Genomic DNA, 18,668 nt, shown 5'->3' with positions numbered 1-18,668 from the left:
TAGCTGCACCCGAGCAGGGCGCAAACCGGCGTGACCGGCGGTACTCAGGCGGCGCCGACCGCGCCCTCCTCGGCCTGGATCGGCCGCCAGCGGCGCAGCAGGCTGTACAGCGTCGGCACCACGAACAGGGTGAAGAAGGTGCCCACCAGTAGGCCGCCGACTATGACCATGCCGATCTGCTGGCGGCTTTCGGCGCCGGCCCCCGTGGCGATGGCCAGCGGCAGCGAGCCGAGGACCATGGCGCCGGTGGTCATCAGGATCGGCCGCAGGCGCTGCACCGCGGCCTCCAGCACCGCCTCGCCCAGTTCGCGGCCCTCGCGCAGCAGGTGGTTGGCGAACTCGACGATGAGGATGCCGTGCTTGGTGATCAGCCCGATCAGCGTCACCAGGCCCACCTGCGAGTAGATGTTCAGGGTGCCGCCAAACAGCTTGAGCGCCAGCAGCGCACCGGCCATCGACAGCGGCACGCTGAGCAGGATGATCAGCGGGTCGAAGAAGCTCTCGAACTGCGCCGCCAGCACCAGGAAGATGAACACCAGGGCCAGCACGAAGATCAGCGCCACGCCACTGCTGGAGTCCTTGAAGTCGCGCGAGGTGCCGGTGTAGTCGAACTGGGTGTCGGGCGGGAAGATGCCCCGCGCCTTCTCCTCCAGGTGGTCCAGCGCCTCGCCCAGGGTGTAGCCAGAACCGACGTTGGCAGTGACCGTGACGGCGCGCAGTTGGTTGAAGTGGTTGAGCTCGCGCGGCGCCACCGTCTCGCGCACCTCGATCAGGTTGGAGAGCTGCACCATGTTGTCGCCCCGCCCGCGTACGTAGACCCGATTGAGATCGTCGGGGTTGCTGCGGTCGACATCCTGCAGCTGCACCAGCACGTCGTACTGCTCGCCGTTCTGCTTGAAGCGGGTCACCTGGCGGCTGCCGAACAGGCTCTCCATGCTGCGGCCGATGGTGGCCACGTCGGTGCCCACCGCCACCGCCTGCTCACGGTTGACCGTGACCTTGAGCTGCGGCGTGTTGAGCTTGAGGTCGGTGTCCAGGCTCTCCAGCCCCGGATAGCCGCGCACCTCGGCCAGCAGCTCGTCGACGTACTGTTGCAGTTCGGCGTATTCCAGCGAGGAGCGAATGACGAAGTTCACCGGCTGGTTGCGCGCGCTCTGCCCCAGCGGCGGGCGGTTGATCGGGAAGGCGCGTACGCCGGGAATGTCCTGCAGCTTGGGCAGCAGCTCGTCGCGGATCTCGAATTGGCTGCGCTCGCGCTTGTCCCAGTCCTCCAGCTTCATGAACGACAGGCCCTGGGCCACGGTGGGGAAGCCAACGATGACCATGTAGCGGTTGGCCTCCGGGATCGAGGCATAGGCCGCCTCCAGCTGCTTGGCGTAGCGGCTGGTGTAGCCGACGGTGGCGCCATCCGGACCGTTGATCGAACCGACTATGGTGCCGGTGTCCTCGGTCGGCGCCAGTTCGCTGCGCAGGCTGCCGAACAGCCAGGCGCAGAGAATCAGGATGCCCAGCAGCAGCGCCACCACCAGCCACCAGGCGCGCAGCACCCGCTCCAGCAGGTGGCGATAGTTGTAGGTCAGGCCGTTGAGGAAGCCCTCGATCAGGTTGTACAAGCGGCTGTGCTTCTGCTGTGGCACATGGGCCTTGAGCAGGTGGCCGCACATCATCGGCGACAGGGTCAGAGCGACGAAGCCGGACACCAGCACGGCGCCGGCCAGGGTCCAGGCGAACTCGGTGAACAGCTTGCCCGAGGTGCCCTGCATGAAGCCGATCGGCGCGTACACCGCGGCCAGGGTCAGGGTCATGGCGATCACCGCGAAGGCGATCTCGCGGCTGCCGACAAAGGCCGCCCGCATGGGGCTCATGCCCTGCTCGATGTGCCGGTGGATGTTCTCCAGCACCACGATGGCATCGTCCACCACCAGGCCGATGGCCAGGACCATGGCCAGCAGGGTCAGGGTGTTGACCGTGAAGCCCATCAGCGCCATCAGCGCGCAGGCGCCGATCAGCGACACCGGGATGGTCACCAGCGGAATCAGGGTGGCGCGCAGCGAGCGCAGGAACAGGAAGATGATCAGCACCACCAGCACCACCGCTTCCCAGATGGTGGCGTAGACGTTCTTGATCGACTCGCGGATGAACAGCGAGTTGTCGTTGGCCACCGCCATTTCCATGCCTTCGGGGAGCAGCTCGCGCAGCTCCGGCAGCGCCTGATTGAGGCCGTCGGATATCTCCAGCGGGTTGGCCGTGGCCTGCTTGACCATGCCCACCGCCACCGCCGGGCGGCCCTTGAAGCGTACCACGGTGCGCTCGTCGGCGGCGCCGATCTCGGCATGGCCGACGTCGGACAGGCGCAGCAGATAGCCGCGCGAGTCGTCGAGGATCAGCCGGTTGAATTCGTCCGGGGTCTTCAGGTCGGTCTCCGACAGCACGCTGAACTCGCGCTGCACCGACTCGATGCGCCCAGCCGGGATCTCCACGTTCTGCCGGCGAAGGGCGTCCTCCACGTCCTGCACGGTGAGATCATGGGCGGCCAGCTTCTCCGGATCGAGCCAGATGCGCATGGCATAGCTGCGCGCACCGCGGATCTGCACCTCGGACACGCCGGGGATGGTCTGCAGGCGATCCTGCACCACGCGCTCGAGCACGTCGGTGATCTCCATGGCGGAGAAGCGTTCGCTATAGAAGGCCAGCCACACCACCGGCTGGGCGTCGGCCTCGACCTTCTGCACCATCGGCTCGTCGATCTCGTCCGGCAACAGGCTGCGCACCCGGCCCAGGCGATCGCGCACGTCGTTGGCGGCCTCGTCGGAATTGCTGCCGAGGCGGAATTGCGCGGTGATCTGGGTATTTTCCGAACGGCTGATGGAGCTGACGAAGTCCAGACCCTCGATGCCGGACAGCACGTCCTCGATCGGCTGGGCGACCTGGGACTCCATGATCTCCGGGCTGGCGCCGGGATAGATGACGTTGACCGTGACGATCGGCACGTCGATGTTCGGGTACTCGCGCACCGCCAGGCGCTGGTAGGCCAGCAGGCCGAGCAGCACGATGATCAGCGACAGCACGGTGGCGAACACCGGCCGGCGGATGCAGATGTCGGAGAGAGTCATGCGCCGTCCCCACGCTGGACGGTGCGCACCTCGTGCCCGGGGCTGACCTTGTGCCAGCCGGCGCTGATGATCGTCTCGTCGCCCTGCAGCCCCTCCACCACCTCGGCGCGGCCGCGCAGGCGCTGGCCGATGCGGATCTGCCGGCGCTCGATCTTGCCGTCCACCACCAGGTTGACGAACAGCAGCTGGCCCATGGGCATGACCGCCTCTTCCGGGATCACCAGCGCCTGCGGCCGCTCGGCGAGGATCACCGAGACCTTGACGAACTGGCCAGGCTTGAGCCGGTGATCGCCGTTGGCCACCTGGGCGCGGATCGCCTGGCTGCGGCCGATCTCGTCCAGGCGCGGGTTGAGGGCAATGATACTGCCCTGGAAACGCTCGCCGCCGTAGGTATCCAGCGACAGCTCGACGGCCTGGCCGACCCGTACCTGGCTGACGGCCTTCTGCGGCACACGAAAATCCAGCTTGAGCGGGTCGAGCACTTCCAGGTTGACGATGTCGTCACCGGGGCTGAGGTAGTCGCCGACGCTGACTAGGCGCAGGCCGAGCACGCCGTCGTAGGGTGCGCGGATCTGCGTCTTGTCCAGGCGCGCCTGGGATAGCGCCAGGCTGGCGCGGGCGGCCTGCTGCTGGGAGCTCGCCTCGTCGAGGGCCTGGGCATTGCTGGCGCCGCGCTTGAACAGCATCTGCGCGCGGGCGAAGCTTTTTTCGGCGAGATCGAGATTGGCGCGGGCCTGGGCCAGTTCGGCGCGGGCGATGGCATCGTCGAGACCGACCAGCAGGTCGCCGGCCTTCACCGCCTGGCCCTCCTGAAAATGCAGGGTGGCGACGCGCCCCTCGACTTCCGGGCGGATCATGGTCGACTCGTCCGAACGCAGCGAGCCGAAGGTGATCAGCTCATCGCGCACCAGGGTGCGCTCGGGCTGCGCCACTTCCACCAGAGGCTTCTGCTCGGCCAGCACCAGGCCACTGCCGAGCAGGCCCAACATCAGGGGCCACAGCATGCGACGGACAATCATCCCACTTGCCTCTTCGATTTGGAGTTATCGGGAAAGTCTACCGATTGTGCCGTCGTCGGAATGTCAGTAGCGGGTAAAGATGGTGCCAGGCTGTGACCCCATGTTTCCAGCTACTGACGCATGCCGCGGCCGCTCTTCAGCAGGCGGATGCAGACGATGTAGAGCACAGTGCTGGCCAGCAGCATCATGCCGATGGCGATGCCGATATTGATGTCCGACACGCCCAGGATGCCGTAGCGGAAGGCGTTGACCATGTGCAGGATCGGGTTGACCAGCGACACGTGCTGCCAGAACTCCGGCAGCAGGCTGATCGAGTAGAACACCCCGCCCAGGTAGGTCAGCGGTGTCAGCACGAAGGTCGGGATGATCGAGATATCGTCGAAGTTACGCGCGTACACCGCATTGATGAAACCGCCCAGGGAGAAGGTGATGGCGGTCAGCAGGATCACCAGCACCGTCACGCCCAGGTGGTGCACCTGCAGCTGGGTGAAGAACAGCGATAGCAGGGTGACGATGAAGGCCACGGCCAGGCCGCGCAGGGCGCCACCGATGGTGTAGCCGATCAGGATGGTGTGCGGCGATACCGGCGACACCAGCAGTTCCTCGACATTGCGCTGGAACTTGCTGCTGAAGAAGCTGGATACCACATTGCTGTAGGAGTTGGTGATCACCGACATCATGATCAGCCCGGGCACGATGAATTCCATGTAGGAGTAGTCGCCCACGCCGCCGACCTGGCTGCCGATCAGGCGGCCGAAGATGACGAAGTACAGCGCCATGGTGATGGCCGGTGGCAGCAGGGTCTGCGCCCAGATGCGCATGAAGCGCCGCACTTCGCGGCGCACGATGGTCTGCAGGGCGATCCAGTTGGAGGCGAGTTCCGGGCTCATTTCGCCACCTTCGCCAGATTCTTCTCGACCAGGGACACGAACAGCTCCTCGAGACGGTTGCTCTTGTTGCGCAGGCTCAGCACCTCGATGTTCTGCGCCGCCAGCTGGCGGAACAGCTCGGTGATGCCCAGGCTCTTCTCCACCTGCACCTCCAGGGTGTGGTGGTCGACCAGCGTCGCCGGATAGCCCTGCAGCTGCGGCGGCACCAGTTGCGACTCCTTGAGGTCGAGCAGGAAGGTCTCCACGTGCAGGGTCTTGAGCAGCGCCTTCATGCTGGTGTTCTCGACGATGCTGCCGTGGTCGATGATGCCGATGTGGCGGCACAGCTGCTCCGCCTCTTCCAGGTAATGGGTGGTGAGGATGATGGTGATGCCCTTCTGGTTCAACTCGGTGAGGAAGCTCCACATCGAGCGGCGCAGCTCGATGTCCACGCCGGCGGTGGGCTCGTCGAGAATCAGCAGGCGCGGCTCATGCACCAGCGCGCGGGCAATCATCAGCCGGCGCTTCATGCCGCCGGAGAGCATGCGCGCGGCCTCGTTGTGCTTGTCCCACAGGCCGAGCTGGGTCAGGTACTGCTCGGCGCGCTCCTTGGCCACCTTCTGCGGGATGCCGTAGTAGCCGGCCTGGGTCACGACTATGTCGAAGACCTTCTCGAACTGACTGAAGTTGAATTCCTGCGGCACCACGCCGAGGCAGCGCTTGAGCCCGGACGGATCGCGGTCCAGGTCGTGGCCGAACACTTCCACCGAGCCGCCGCTCTTGTTCACCAGGGTGGAGAGGATGCCGATGGTGGTGGACTTGCCCGCCCCGTTGGGGCCGAGCAGGGCGAAGAAGTCGCCTTCGGCGACGTCGAGGTCGATGCCCTTGAGGGCCTGGAAGCCGTTGGCGTAGGTCTTGGTCAGTTGCCGGATGGACAGCGCGGAACTCATAAGAGATAGCTACTCAGCAAGGGGAAGGCTTAGATAAGGCTCGGGAGAGGTAATTGCAACCATTCATTGCAGGGTAGCCTGCCCGCCCCGAGCGCAGGAAAAAAGCCCCGCCGCCTCGATGTTAACTATCGAATTCCTTTATGGCGGCGACCTCCGCCTGCAGATCGCCACGCAGGAAGGCCGAGCCTTCCTCGAACAGATGCGGGTAGCACTGGCGCAGGTGGTTAAAGAACAGCTCCAGCGGCAGGTCGTCGAACTGGCCGTGGTCGGCCAGGTATTCCATATAGCGCGCCCCCTCGGCATTGAAGGGATGGAACACGCTGTCGCTGCACCCATCGAACTCCAGCGGCGCCACCTTGAACATCTGGCACAGCGCCAGGTTGAACGCCGGCGTGGCCTTGACCCATTTGCCCTCGAGGAACAGCTCGGTGTAGCCGTGCATGGCGAACACTTCGCTGCGCAGCATCTCGATCAGGCGTGGGGTGGACAGGTGGTTGCGCACATCGGCCAGGCCGATGCGCGCCGGTATCCCGCAGTGCCTGGCGCAGGCCGCCAGCAACAGGGCCTTGGGCACGCAGTAGGACTCGCCCGCCGCCAGCGCGTGGCTGGCCTTGAGCGTCTCGGGATCCGGGCTGAACACGTAGGGGTTGTAGCGGATCTGGTCGCGCACCGCGTAGTACAGGCTCATGGCCTGCTCGCGCGGGTCGCGGCTGGCGCCGCGCGAACGTTCGGCGAACTCGACTACCCTGGGGTGGTCACTATCCACGAAGCGGCTGGGTAGAAGGCTGGACTGCATCAGGGTTCTCCAGGGGGTTGCCCCCAGTCTATCCAGCCCTATCGCGCCGGGTGCACGACGATCCGGCCAAGCTCGCCGGCCTTACCGCCACGGCCGGCCTCATGGAGGATTGCGCATGCTCGCTGTCTGGTTGCTGATTCTGCTGTTCGGCGTCGCCTACCTGGCCTATTCCCGCATGGCCGCCCTGCCCGCCCTGGGCATCGTGGCCGGTTACCTGATCCTGCTCGGTCTGTTTGCTGGTGCACCGGACTGGCTGGAGCTGCTGCTCTGGCTGCTGTGGCTCGGCGCGGCCATTCCCCTCGCACTGCCGGAGCTGCGCCGCAAGCTGATCACCGGCCCGCTGTTCGGCTGGTTCCAGAAGGTGCTGCCGCCGATGTCGGATACCGAGCGCGACGCCATCGAGGCCGGCACCGTGTGGTGGGACGGCCAGCTGTTCAGCGGCCGCCCGGACTGGGACGTGCTGCTGGATTACCCCGCCGCCAGGCTCAGCGACGAAGAGCGCGCCTTTATCGACGGCCCGGTGGAAGAGCTGTGCGCCATGGTCAGCGACTGGGAGATCGGCCAGCAGCTGGACCTGCCCGAGAAGGCCTGGCAGCACATCAAGAGCAACGGTTTCTTCGGCCTGATCATTCCTCAGGAATACGGCGGCAAGGGTTTCTCCGCCTATGCCCACTCCCAGGTGGTGATGAAGCTGTCGACCCGCTCCGGCGACCTCGCCTCCACAGTGATGGTGCCCAACTCCCTCGGCCCAGCCGAGCTGTTGCTGCACTACGGCACCGATGAGCAACGCCAGCACTACCTGCCGCGCCTGGCCCGCGGCGAGGAAATCCCCTGCTTCGCCCTCACCGGCCCGCTGGTCGGCTCCGACGCCGGCGCCATGCCGGACACCGGAATCGTCTGCCGCGGCCAGTGGAACGGCGAGGAAGTGCTCGGCCTGCGCCTGACCTGGGAGAAGCGCTACATCACCCTGGGCCCGGTCGCCACCCTGCTCGGCCTGGCCTTCAAGGCCTATGACCCGGACCACCTGCTGGGTGACCAGGAAGACCTCGGCATCAGCCTGGCGCTGATTCCCACCGACACCCCCGGCGTGGAAATCGGCCGCCGCCACCTGCCGCTCGGCGCGGCCTTCATGAACGGTCCCAACTCCGGCAAGGACGTGTTCGTGCCGCTGAGCTGCCTGATCGGCGGCCAGGAATACCTGGGCAAGGGCTGGATGATGCTGATGAACTGCCTGTCCGTCGGCCGCTCCATCTCCCTGCCCGCCGGCGGCACCGGCGCGGCGAAGATGTCCAGTCTGGTCAGCGGCCAGTACTGCCGGGTGCGCGAACAGTTCGGCGTGCCGCTGGCGGCCTTCGAAGGTATCCAGGAGGCGCTGGCGCGCATCGGCGGCAATGCATGGATGATGGATGCCGCGCGCACCCTCACCGCCAGCGCGGTGGACCTGGGCGAGAAGCCCTCGGTGCTGTCGGCCATCCTCAAGTACCACCTGACCGAACGCGGCCGCGAATGCATCGGCCACGCCATGGACGTGCACGGCGGCAAGGCGATCATCATGGGCCCGAACAACTACCTGGCCCGCGCCTGGCAGGGCGTGCCGGTGTCGATCACGGTCGAGGGCGCCAACATCCTCTCACGCAACCTGATGATCTTCGGCCAGGGCGCCATACGCTGCCATCCCTTCGTGCTGGACGAAATGGCCCTGGCCGGCCGCGAAGACCATGAGCAGGCCCTGCTGGAGTTCGACGATCTGCTGCTCAAGCACGTGGGCTTCGCCGTCGGCAACGCCGCCGGCGCCCTGCTGCATGGCCTGACCCTGAGCCGCTTCGGCAACGTGCCCGGCGACAACCTAAGCCGCCCGTACTTCCGCGCGCTGAACCGCCTGGCCGCGGCCTTCGCCTTGCTGGCCGACAGCAGCATGATGCTGCTCGGTGGCGAGCTGAAGCGCCGCGAACGCCTGTCCGCACGTTTGGGCGACGTGCTCAGCCACCTCTATCTGGGCAGCGCCGCGCTCAAGCGCTACCACGACCTGGGCAATCCCGAACCGCTGCAACCGCTGCTGCGCTGGGCGCTGGAGGAAAACCTCGGCCTCGCCGAGCAAGCGCTGGACGATCTGCTGGGCAACTTCCCCAACCGCCTGTTCGGCTGCCTGCTGCGCGTCCTGGTGCTCCCGCTGGGTCGCCGGCACAAGGGCCCGGACGACGAGCTGGACGCCGAGGTCGCTGCCATTCTCGGCCGCCCTCGCGGCGACCTGGCGCTGGAGAGCCTGCTCGACGGCTGCTATCGGCCACAGGGCGCCAACGATCCAATCGCCGCCCTGCAGCAGGCGGTCGATCTGCTCGACGGCGTCGCAGCGGTCCGACAGAAACTGCACAAGGCGCTCAAGGCTGGCCTGCAGCTGCAGCCCGGCGAGCATGAAATAGAGGCCGCCCTGCGCCAGCAGCAGCTGACTGCCGAGGAGGCCGAACAGCTGCGCCAGGCCGAAGCGGCGCGGCGCAAGGTGATCGATGTGGACGACTTCGCCAAGGACGACATCAAGCTGAGCGACGGCAAGGTCCGCTGAGCCCCCACTCGGGACAGCACGGGCGCGGAGCCTTATACTCCGCGCCCGTTTTCGTTTTACAGGACATCCCTCATGGCCACTGCCTACCTCGACCACCACCTCGCCCTGCTCGCCCATCTGCGCGGCATCCTGGTCGCCCTGGGCGAGGCCGAGCAGGTGGAAGACGACACCCACGCGCTGTTCCTCGAGCGCTTCGACGAGCTGCTGGCGCAGCTGCCGGCAGATCCGGAGAGCAGCCAGTACCTGGGCCAGGACATCATCAGCCAGGTGTTCCACCGCTACCCGCAGATCGCCCATCTGGTACCGCGCGATCTGCTGTGGTTCTTCGGCGGCGACTGCCTGCATTTCATGCCGGATGAAGAGATCGAACTGTTCCAGCGCCTCGACGAGCGCCGCTTCGAGGCTGAAGAGAACGACGAGCCCTTCGACTGGAACCGCGAGAAGCAGCTGCTGGCCCTGCCGGACGACAGCGCCAAGCACTGAGTCGCCAGTAAACGAAAAGGCCCGCACGGCATCACCGGCGGGCCTTTTTTCATGGCTGAATCGCGCGCAAACGAAAACGCCACCCGATTGGGTGGCGTTTCGTGAATTTGGAGCGGGAAACGAGACTCGAACTCGCGACCCCGACCTTGGCAAGGTCGTGCTCTACCAACTGAGCTATTCCCGCGTGCTACTTGGTACAAAAATGGCGTCCCCTAGGGGACTCGAACCCCTGTTACCGCCGTGAAAGGGCGGTGTCCTAGGCCACTAGACGAAGGGGACGTGGCCCGGAGCTTACAACAGCTTCCCGGTGTTTCCAGCCGATGTTACCACCGACCTTGTAACTCTAATCAAAACGCCGCTCGGTGAGCGGCGCTTCGTAAACTGGAGCGGGAAACGAGACTCGAACTCGCGACCCCGACCTTGGCAAGGTCGTGCTCTACCAACTGAGCTATTCCCGCAATGGCGTCCCCTAGGGGACTCGAACCCCTGTTACCGCCGTGAAAGGGCGGTGTCCTAGGCCACTAGACGAAGGGGACGTGGCCAGGAGCTTGTAACAGCATCCCAACTTTCCTCGGATCGGCTTTCGCCAACACGCTGAAAGTGGCGCGCATTCTATGGAGCCTTGGCCAGAGCGTCAACCCTCAATCAAAACTTTTTCTAAATCAAAGACTTCGCTTCAGAAACTCATACAGTGCTATCAGCATGATGGCTAACGCACTACACTCGGGTAAATAAGAAGCGTACGGGAGTTTTCCAGGTGTCCCCAATCGTCATCACTGCGCTAGTAGTCGCCGGCATCGTGGTGCTGTTCCTGATCGGTTACATCAACCATATGGTCGAGAACAGCAAGCTGGAGAAAGCCCGCCTGAAGGCCGATCTCAATGACCGGGTACGGCGTAGCCGTGACGTTTCCGAGAACATGCCGGGCCAGTTGATGAGCCCTGCGCTGAAACTCCTGCTCAGCCGCTTCGAGCTGCAGTTCGGTGAGCGCCTGCTGCAGCTGGACAAGCAGAACGCCAATCTGAAGAACCGTCTCACCGAGCTGCGCGAGGCGGTGGCCAAGGGCGAAGCCATCCCGGTGCGCAACCCGCCACAGCAGATACTGACCGAGGCCAAGGCCAAGGACATCCGCTTCCTCCTGGAAAACTTCCACAGCCAGATCACCCGCGCCGCCCAGGAAAACCTGCTGCCGGCCAACGAGGCCAAGCGCTGGCTCGGCGAGATCCGCCACATGCTGGTGCAACTGCACTTCGAGTTCTTCAGCAACCTCGGCCAGCAATCCATGCAACAGGGCCAGCCCGGCCAGGCCCGTCTGGCCTATGAGCGTGGCGTGCAGTACCTGCGCAAGCAGTCCGACCCGGCGCGTTACCAGAACCAACTGCAGCAACTGGAAGAGCTGCTGGCCCGCGCCAATGCGGTGGTACTGGAAAAGGCCAAGCCCGCCGAGGAAGCCAGCGAGCTGACCGAAGGCCTCAAGTCCCTCGGCGAAGACGAGTGGAAGAAGAAGAACGTCTACGACTGATCTGCCCCCTACAAGGAATCCCATGAGTCTGATCGTCTACGGCGCGCCGCTATCTCCGTTCGTGCGCAAATTGCGCCTGTGCCTGATCGAGAAGGGCCTGGACTACCAGCTGGAGATCGTCACTCCGTTCGGCCAGCCCGACTGGTATCGCGAGCTCAACCCGCTGGGGCGCATTCCCGCCTTCCGTGACGGCGACCTGACCCTGGCCGACTCCAGCGTGATCTGCCAGTACCTGGAAGAACAGTACCCGCAGCGCCCTGCCCTGTTCGGCCAGGGCGCCGCACAGAAGGCCAAGGTGCGCTGGCTGGAGAAGTACGGCGACTACGAGCTGGCGACGCTGTGCACCTTCAGCGTGTTCCGTAACCGCCTGCTCAAGCCCATGCTGGGCCAGAGCTGCGACGAAGACGCCGTGCTGAGCACCCTCCATGCCAAGCTGCCAAAGCATTTCGACTACCTGGAACAGACCCTGGGCGATGCCCAGTACTTCGTCGGCGACGGCCTGACCCAGGCGGACCTGGCCATCTACACCCAGCTGCAGAACATGGAGCACGGTGGCGAACCGCTGAATGACCAGCGCTGGCCACGCCTGGCCGCCCACTACCGGCGCATCCAGGCACGCGAATCCGTGCAGAGCATATTGCCCGGCGAACGCAAGGTGATCGCCAAGATGACCGCCAAGGCCTGATTCACCCGTCCACAAAAAAGCCCGGCCAGTGCCGGGCTTTTTGCTGAGCGCGAAAGGTCAGCACTCGCTCAGACGCAGGAAGATCGCCGCCAGTCGCTCGATGCCGAGCTGATCCTCCACGGCGAAGCGCGCCAGGCGCGGACTGTCCAGATCCAGCACGCCGATCAGCCGACCGTTTTTGACCAGCGGCACCACCAGTTCGCTGTTCGAGGCGCTGTCGCAGGCGATGTGCCCCGGGAAGGCATGCACGTCCTCGACCCGCTGGGTCTGCCGGCTACTGGCCGCCGCGCCGCATACGCCGCGGCCGAAGGGAATGCGCACGCAGGCCACCTTGCCCTGGAACGGCCCCAGCACCAGCTCCTCGCCCTTGTTCAGGTAGAAACCGGCCCAGTTCAACCCTTCCAGCTCATGGAACAGGAAGGCGGCGAACTGCGCGGCGTTGGCGATGAAGTCACGCTCGTCGGCCAACAATGATTCCAGCTGGGCCGCCAGCAGGTCATAGCCTTCGCGTCCCTGCCCGGCCTGTTGCAGATCGATCATGGCGCCACCTCCAGCAGTTGCTGGCCAACCCAGCTGCGGGCGAACTGGTAGGCGCAGCGGCCGTTGCGATTGCCGCGCCCCAGAGCCCAGCGAATGGCGAGGATTTCCAGCTCGTGGCTCCACTGCCACTGCAGGCCAGTCTGGCCCGCCAACACCTCGATCCAGTGGCGCACCACGGCGAGGAAATGATCCTGGGTAAAGGGGTAGAAGGAGATCCACAGGCCGAAGCGATCGGACAGCGCGATCTTGTCCTCCACCGCCTCGTTGGGATGCAGCTCGCCGTCGACCATCTGCCAGTGCTCGTTGTCGCTCTCCTTCTCCGGCACCAGGTGGCGGCGGTTGGAGGTGGCGTACAGCAACACGTTGTCCGGCGCGCGCTCCAGGGAGCCATCGAGTACGCTCTTGAGCACCCGGTAATCACCCTCGCCGGACTCGAACGACAGGTCGTCGCAGAACAGCACGAAGCGCTGCGCCAGCCCGGCCAGGGCCTCCACCACCCTGGGCAGGTCGGCCAGGTGATCGCGCTCGATCTCGATCAGGCGCAGGCCGGTGTCGGCGTGTTCGGCCAACAGTGCCCGCACCAGCGAGGACTTGCCGGTGCCACGAGCGCCCCACAGCAAGGCATGGTTGGCCGGCAGGCCGGAGACGAACTGGCGCGTATTGCGCGCCAGCTGCGCGCACTGCGCATCCACCCCGACTAGGTCGGACAGCTGCAGATCGAGGCTGACCCGCAGCGGCTGCAGATAACCGGTGCGCCCCTCGCGCTGCCAGCGCGCGGCGATCACGGTGTTCCAGTCCAGCGCCACCCGCGGCGCCGGCAACAGGGGTTCGAGGCGCTCCAGCACGGCATCGGCGCGCTGCAGAAAGCTGTTCAAGCGAGAATCCACGACTTACTCCTCATATCCGCCACTGCCGATCATCCGGCGCTATGGGCTATGCTTGGCAAGGCCAGAAACCAAGGACTCAGCTGCCGCACCGATGGATATTTCCCTGACCCATCGCCTGTCGTACAAGCAGGCCAGATTGACGGTGCTGGTAGCCTTCATCCTGGGTACCCTGCTGAGCCTGATCCAGGTCGGTCTGGATTATGCCAGCGAAGACGCCTCCATCGACCGGGAAATCCACTCCCTGCTGGAAATCAGCCACAACCCGGCGGCGCGCATCTCCTACAACATCGACGCCGAACTGGCCCAGGAGCTGGTGCTCGGTCTGCTGCGCTCACCGGCGGTGATGCGCGCCGAGATCATCGACAACAGCGGCCTGGTGCTGGCCTCGGTGGATCGCCCACCGGCAAAGAGCCGCTACCGGGTGTTCAGCGACTTCATGTTCGGCGAGCGCCGCCACTTCGAAGATCCGCTGTTCGTCAACCACGCCCCGGAAGAATCCCTCGGCATCCTGCGCCTAGAGGTGGACACCTACGCCTTCGGCAGCCACTTCCTGCGCCGCGCCCTGCTCACCCTGGTCACCGGCTTCGCCCGCAGCCTGCTGCTGTCGCTGATCCTGCTGGTGCTGTTCTACGCCATGTTGACCAAGCCGCTGGTAGGCGTGATCCGTGCCCTCAGTGACCGCGACCCACGCCGCGACTTCTCTCCCGTGCCCTGCCCGCCCGGCCATGAGCGCGACGAGATCGGCACCCTGGTGGCGGTAACCAACCAGCAACTGACCAATACGCACCAGGAGATCAGCCAGCGTCGCGAGGCCGAGGACCGCCTGACCCAGTACCTGGCCGAACTGGAGAACATCGTCTCGGCGCGCACCGCCGAACTCAAGGCGACCAACGCCCGCCTGACCCAGTCCAACCGCGAGCTGGAGCAGGCCCGCAGCACCGCCCTGGAAATGGCCCAGGCCCGCGCCGCCTTCCTGGCCAACATGAGCCACGAGATCCGCACCCCGCTCAACGGTCTGCTGGGCATGCTTGCACTGTCGCTGGACGGCCCGCTCAACAGCGAGCAGCGCCAACAGCTGTCGATCGCCCATGACTCAGGCAAGGTGTTGGTCGACCTGCTCAACGACATTCTCGATCTGTCCAAGTTCGAGGCCGGGCAGCTGGAGTTGGAGCGCATCCCCTTCGATCTCGGCGCCCTGGTCGAGGAAACCGCCAGCCTGCTGTCGCAGAACGCCGGCCCGCACGTGGAGCTGACCTGCCTGATCGACCCGCAGCTGCCGGCCCTGGTGCTCGGCGATCCGACGCGGGTGCGCCAGGTGGTCAGCAACCTATTGTCCAACGCCCTCAAGTTCACTCGCCAGGGCCGCGTCGACCTGCGCGTCACCCCCAGTGCCGGCGGCGTGCGCATCCTGGTCAGCGACACCGGCATCGGCATCGCCGAAGATGCCCAGACCCGCATCTTCCAGCCCTTCACCCAGGCCGGCGCCGGCATCGCCCGCCAGTTCGGCGGCACCGGCCTGGGCCTGGCCCTGACCCGGCGCCTGTGCGAAGCCATGGATGGACAGCTGACCCTGAGCTCGCAGGAAGGCGTCGGCAGCCAGTTCAGCGCGACCCTGCCGCTGCCGACCCATGCGCCCGCCGCGCGGTGGCCGGCGCTGCCGGGACAGGTCGTGGCTTTCTGCGCGGCGGGCAGCGGCCTGGCGGAGCTGCTGGACAGCTGGCTGCCGGCCTGGGGGCTGGGTTATCGGCGCCTGGATGAAAGCGCCATCGGCGCCGAGCTGCAGGCCGACCTGCTGATCTGCGACGACCCGAAGCACCTGCCGCGCCTGCGTGAGCAGCTCACCAGTCCGCTGCTGCTGGTCTCGGCCTACGGCACCTTCATCTCCGGCGAGCAGGCTGGCGCGCTGATCCCCTTCGAGCAGCTGCCGCGCCCGCTGGCCCGCGCCGCGCTGTATCAGGCCCTGCAACGCCTGCTGGCGCCGCATCAGACGCAAGGCGTCGAGCCGGCCGCCAAGGTGCCGAGCCGCCCGCACCAGGCCCGCGTGCTGCTGGTCGAGGACAATCAGGTGAACCAGATGGTGGCCAAGGGCATGCTCAGCAAGCTGGGTTGCGAGGTGGCCGTCACCGCCCACGGCGGCGAGGCCATCGCCTATCTGGAGAAGCACCCGGTGGACCTGGTGCTGATGGACTGCAACATGCCGGTGATGGACGGCTACGAGGCGACCCGGCGCATCCGCCAGAGCGGTCGCTGGCCGAGCCTGCCGATCATTGCCCTGACCGCCAACGCCCTGCCGGACGAGCGCGAGCGCTGTCAGGCGGCCGGCATGAACGACTACCTGGCCAAACCCTTCCGCCGCGAAGACCTGGCTGCCCTGCTGGACAGCTGGCTGCCGCTCACGACCGAGCCGTGACCAGCGCCAGCAGCTGACCCAGGCTCTGCCGCATACCCTCCAGCTCGCCCAGATCGACGCCGTGCTCGCAGAGCAGCCGACTCTTCAGTGGCAGCACCCGCTCGCGCAACGCCAGCCCGGCCTCGCTCAGGGCCAGACGCAGCTCGCGCTCGTCGGCGCTGGAGCGGCTGCGCCGCACCAGGCCGAGCTGCTCCAGACGCTTGAGCAGCGGCGTCAGGGTGCCGGAGTCGAGCATCAGCCGCTCGCCCAGGGCCTTGACCGTGGCCTGGTCCGGCGGCGCCGCCTGCCATTCCCACAGCACCAGCATGGCCAGATACTGCGGGTAGGTCAGGCCGAGCTCGTCGAGCATCGGCTTGTAGGCGCGGATCACCGCCCGCGAGGCGGCGTAGAGCTTGAAGCACAGCTGGTTGTCCAGCAGCAGCTGCGCCTCGAGGTCGTGCGATACGGTCATTTCAGCAGCGCTTCGATCTCGGCGGTCAGCTCTTCCGGCTTGGTGGTCGGGGCGAAGCGCTTCACCTCGCTACCGTCGCCACTGATCAGGAACTTGGTGAAGTTCCACTTGATGCCCTGGCTGCCGAGCAGGCCCGGCGCGCGCTTCTTCAGCTGCACGTAGAGCGGGTGGGCATCGCTGCCGTTGACGTCGATCTTCTTGAACAGCGGGAAGCTGACACCGAAATTCAGCTCGCAGAACTCGCTGATGGCGCCCTCGTCACCCGGCTCCTGCTTGCCGAACTGGTTGCAGGGGAAGCCCAGCACCACCAGCCCCTTGTCCTTGTACTGCTGCCAGACGCTTTCCAGGCCCTTGTACTGGGGGGTGAAGCCGCACTTGCTGGCGGTATTGACCACCAGCACGGCCTTGCCGCCGAAGTCCTTGAGGGTCTTCTGCTCGCCCTTGATGGTGGTGACGGGGATATCGAAAAGCTTGTCGCTCATGGTCTGCGGCTCCGTTGCGGATTGAAAGTGAGGCGAATATAGCGAGCAATTAAATTGCACACAATTTATATGCAGCAAAATAAGGCCCGCTTGTCGGCGGGCCTCGCTTTGGTCGGGGAGCCTGGCCTTACCTGGGCACCAGCTTCAGCGATACCGAGTTGATGCAGTAGCGCAGCCCGGTAGGCCGCGGGCCGTCCGGGAAGACATGCCCCAGATGGGCGTCGCACTTGCCGCACTTGACCTCGATGCGGTGCATGCCGTGGCTGAAGTCCTCCTTCTCGGTGATCACCTCGCCGCTCACCGGCTGGAAGTAGCTAGGCCAGCCGCTGCCGGAATCGTACTTGGCGTCGGAGTCGAACAACGCCTCGCCGCAGCAGGCGCAGTGGTAGATGCCGGGCACCTTGCTGTCGTGATATTCGCCGGTGAAGGCACGCTCGGTGCCACCCAGACGGCAGACATGGAACTGGGCGTCGGAGAGCTCGTCGCGCCAGGCTTCCAGGGGTTTATCGATCTTTTCCATGGAGCACACCTCATGGTCAGAAAAAAGCCCGACCTGTACCTTTTCCGGGCATCGGGCCGCACGTATCATGCGTCCCTCTTTGGACGCCAGTCTTTATGCCGCGTTACAGCCGGCAAGGACGAATTTTCCCTGCGCCGCCAGCGGCATCTTCACATCGGGACACAGCATCATGCAGGTCAGCAAATCGAACAAGCTCGCCAACGTCTGCTACGACATCCGCGGGCCGGTGCTCAAGCACGCCAAACGCCTGGAAGAGGAAGGCCAACGCATCCTCAAGCTGAATATCGGCAACCCGGCGCCGTTCGGTTTCGAAGCCCCGGAGGAAATCCTCCAGGACGTGATCCGCAACCTGCCCACCGCGCAAGGCTACAGCGACTCCAAGGGTCTGTTCAGCGCGCGCAAGGCGGTGATGCAGTACTACCAGCAGAAGAACGTGGAAGGCGTCGGCATCGAGGACATCTACCTCGGCAACGGCGTGTCCGAGCTGATCGTGATGGCCATGCAGGCCCTGCTCAACAACGGTGACGAGGTGCTGATCCCGGCGCCCGACTACCCGCTGTGGACCGCGTCCGTGGCCCTGGCCGGCGGCAAGCCGGTGCACTACCTGTGCGACGAGCAGGCCGGCTGGTTCCCCGACCTGGCCGACATCAAGGCCAAGATCAGCAGCAATACCAAGGCCATCGTGCTGATCAACCCGAACAACCCGACCGGCGCCGTGTATTCCAAGGAAGTGCTGGAAGGCATCGTCGAACTGGCGCGCCAGCACAACCTGGTGCTGTTCTCCGACGAGATCTACGACAAGATCCTCTACGACGACGCCCAGCACATCTGCACCGCCTCCCTGGCGCCGGACGTGCTGTGCCTGACCTTCAACGGTCTGTCCAAGTCCTACCGCGTGGCCGGCTTCCGCTCCGGCTGGGTCGCCATCTCCGGGCCCAAGCACAAGGCCACCAGCTATATCGAAGGCATCGACATCCTGGCCAACATGCGCCTGTGCGCCAACGTGCCGAGCCAGCATGCGATCCAGACCGCCCTCGGCGGCTACCAGAGCATCAACGACCTGGTGCTGCCGCAAGGCCGCCTGCTGGAGCAGCGCAACCGCACCTGGGAGCTGCTCAACGACATCCCGGGGGTCAGCTGCGTCAAGCCGATGGGCGCGCTGTACGCCTTCCCGAAGATCGACCCCAAGGTCTGCCCGATCCACAACGACGAGAAGTTCGTCCTCGACCTGCTGCTCTCCGAGAAGCTGCTGGTGGTCCAGGGCACGGCCTTCAACTGGCCGTGGCCGGATCACTTCCGCGTGGTCACCCTGCCCCGCGTCGACGACCTGGAGCAGGCCATCGGCCGCATCGGCAACTTCCTCAAGTCCTACCGCCAGTAA

At 65.5% G+C, this 18,668-nt stretch carries 16 protein-coding genes and 4 tRNA genes; 6 read left to right on the top strand and 14 right to left on the bottom strand.

Features of this window, described 5'->3' with window-relative positions; translation table 11 throughout:
* Positions 1 to 44 precede the first annotated feature (44 nt).
* The 5 genes from FFS62_RS06460 to FFS62_RS06440 all read right to left on the bottom strand — a co-directional run bounded on the left by FFS62_RS06460 (position 45) and on the right by FFS62_RS06440 (position 6,747).
* A complete protein-coding gene (locus FFS62_RS06460) occupies positions 45 to 3,113 on the bottom strand; it encodes an efflux RND transporter permease subunit (protein WP_137971956.1) in 3,069 nt (1,022 codons plus the stop codon).
* Positions 3,110 to 4,132, bottom strand: coding sequence for an efflux RND transporter periplasmic adaptor subunit (locus FFS62_RS06455; protein WP_137971955.1), 1,023 nt, complete (start codon positions 4,130 to 4,132; stop codon positions 3,110 to 3,112). Before FFS62_RS06455 ends, FFS62_RS06460 begins: the two co-directional genes overlap by 4 nt.
* A 110-nt stretch (positions 4,133 to 4,242) precedes the next feature.
* Positions 4,243 to 5,022 (bottom strand): ABC transporter permease, encoded by a 780-nt coding sequence (locus FFS62_RS06450; protein WP_137971954.1) that lies wholly within the window; start codon positions 5,020 to 5,022, stop codon positions 4,243 to 4,245.
* The gene (locus FFS62_RS06445; RefSeq protein WP_137971953.1) at positions 5,019 to 5,951 is read right to left on the bottom strand and encodes an ABC transporter ATP-binding protein; all 933 of its coding nucleotides are present in this window, start codon (positions 5,949 to 5,951) and stop codon (positions 5,019 to 5,021) included. Before FFS62_RS06445 ends, FFS62_RS06450 begins: the two co-directional genes overlap by 4 nt.
* A 121-nt stretch (positions 5,952 to 6,072) precedes the next feature.
* A complete protein-coding gene (locus tag FFS62_RS06440) occupies positions 6,073 to 6,747 on the bottom strand; it encodes a transglutaminase family protein (RefSeq protein ID WP_137971952.1) in 675 nt (224 codons plus the stop codon).
* A 115-nt stretch (positions 6,748 to 6,862) separates the two neighbouring features.
* On the opposite strand from FFS62_RS06440, the gene FFS62_RS06435 reads away from it, so the two are divergent.
* Positions 6,863 to 9,307 (top strand): acyl-CoA dehydrogenase, encoded by a 2,445-nt coding sequence (locus tag FFS62_RS06435; RefSeq protein WP_137971951.1) that lies wholly within the window; start codon positions 6,863 to 6,865, stop codon positions 9,305 to 9,307.
* Between the two features lie 72 nt (positions 9,308 to 9,379).
* The gene (locus FFS62_RS06430) at positions 9,380 to 9,790 is read left to right on the top strand and encodes a PA2817 family protein (RefSeq protein WP_137971950.1); all 411 of its coding nucleotides are present in this window, start codon (positions 9,380 to 9,382) and stop codon (positions 9,788 to 9,790) included.
* A gap of 108 nt (positions 9,791 to 9,898) precedes the next feature.
* Here the strand turns inward: FFS62_RS06430 and FFS62_RS06425 are convergent.
* The 4 genes from FFS62_RS06425 to FFS62_RS06410 all read right to left on the bottom strand — a co-directional run bounded on the left by FFS62_RS06425 (position 9,899) and on the right by FFS62_RS06410 (position 10,326).
* A tRNA-Gly gene (locus tag FFS62_RS06425) sits at positions 9,899 to 9,974 on the bottom strand.
* Between the two features lie 19 nt (positions 9,975 to 9,993).
* Positions 9,994 to 10,069, bottom strand: a tRNA-Glu gene (locus FFS62_RS06420).
* A 103-nt stretch (positions 10,070 to 10,172) separates the two neighbouring features.
* Positions 10,173 to 10,248, bottom strand: a tRNA-Gly gene (locus FFS62_RS06415).
* Between the two features lie 2 nt (positions 10,249 to 10,250).
* A tRNA-Glu gene (locus FFS62_RS06410) sits at positions 10,251 to 10,326 on the bottom strand.
* Positions 10,327 to 10,547: 221 nt separating this feature from the next.
* Here FFS62_RS06410 and FFS62_RS06405 point away from each other — a divergent pair.
* Positions 10,548 to 11,312, top strand: a complete 765-nt coding sequence (locus tag FFS62_RS06405; RefSeq protein WP_137971949.1) for a hypothetical protein — start codon at positions 10,548 to 10,550, stop codon at positions 11,310 to 11,312.
* 22 nt (positions 11,313 to 11,334) lie between these two features.
* Positions 11,335 to 11,997 (top strand): glutathione S-transferase family protein, encoded by a 663-nt coding sequence (locus FFS62_RS06400; RefSeq protein ID WP_137971948.1) that lies wholly within the window; start codon positions 11,335 to 11,337, stop codon positions 11,995 to 11,997.
* 57 nt (positions 11,998 to 12,054) lie between these two features.
* Here FFS62_RS06400 and FFS62_RS06395 read toward each other — a convergent pair whose 3' ends face one another.
* Complete coding sequence (locus FFS62_RS06395) at positions 12,055 to 12,537, bottom strand: GAF domain-containing protein (protein ID WP_137971947.1); 483 nt, start codon at positions 12,535 to 12,537, stop codon at positions 12,055 to 12,057.
* Positions 12,534 to 13,424, bottom strand: a complete 891-nt coding sequence (locus FFS62_RS06390; protein ID WP_137971946.1) for an ATP-binding protein — start codon at positions 13,422 to 13,424, stop codon at positions 12,534 to 12,536. The genes FFS62_RS06395 and FFS62_RS06390 overlap by 4 nt, the downstream gene beginning before the upstream one ends.
* A 91-nt stretch (positions 13,425 to 13,515) precedes the next feature.
* Between FFS62_RS06390 and FFS62_RS06385 the strand changes: the two genes are divergently transcribed.
* Positions 13,516 to 15,834: a response regulator gene (locus FFS62_RS06385; RefSeq protein ID WP_137971945.1), complete on the top strand. Its 2,319-nt coding sequence runs from the start codon at positions 13,516 to 13,518 to the stop codon at positions 15,832 to 15,834.
* Here FFS62_RS06385 and FFS62_RS06380 read toward each other — a convergent pair.
* The 3 genes from FFS62_RS06380 to msrB all read right to left on the bottom strand — a co-directional run bounded on the left by FFS62_RS06380 (position 15,818) and on the right by msrB (position 17,287).
* Positions 15,818 to 16,285 (bottom strand): MarR family winged helix-turn-helix transcriptional regulator, encoded by a 468-nt coding sequence (locus FFS62_RS06380; protein ID WP_137971944.1) that lies wholly within the window; start codon positions 16,283 to 16,285, stop codon positions 15,818 to 15,820. The genes FFS62_RS06385 and FFS62_RS06380 overlap by 17 nt on opposite strands.
* Entirely contained in the window at positions 16,282 to 16,767 is a 486-nt protein-coding gene (locus FFS62_RS06375; protein WP_137971943.1) for a glutathione peroxidase, read from the bottom strand. The genes FFS62_RS06380 and FFS62_RS06375 overlap by 4 nt, the downstream gene beginning before the upstream one ends.
* A gap of 127 nt (positions 16,768 to 16,894) precedes the next feature.
* Positions 16,895 to 17,287, bottom strand: a complete 393-nt coding sequence (gene msrB, locus FFS62_RS06370) for a peptide-methionine (R)-S-oxide reductase MsrB (RefSeq protein WP_137971942.1) — start codon at positions 17,285 to 17,287, stop codon at positions 16,895 to 16,897.
* Between the two features lie 169 nt (positions 17,288 to 17,456).
* Between msrB and FFS62_RS06365 the strand changes: the two genes are divergently transcribed.
* Complete coding sequence (locus tag FFS62_RS06365; RefSeq protein ID WP_137971941.1) at positions 17,457 to 18,668, top strand: pyridoxal phosphate-dependent aminotransferase; 1,212 nt, start codon at positions 17,457 to 17,459, stop codon at positions 18,666 to 18,668.

This window comes from Pseudomonas sp. F(2018), assembly GCF_005508865.1.
Classification (GTDB): Bacteria; Pseudomonadota; Gammaproteobacteria; order Pseudomonadales; family Pseudomonadaceae; genus Aquipseudomonas.
Note: the sequence above shows the minus strand (reverse complement) of the source record. Positions and strands in the feature narration are given on the sequence as shown.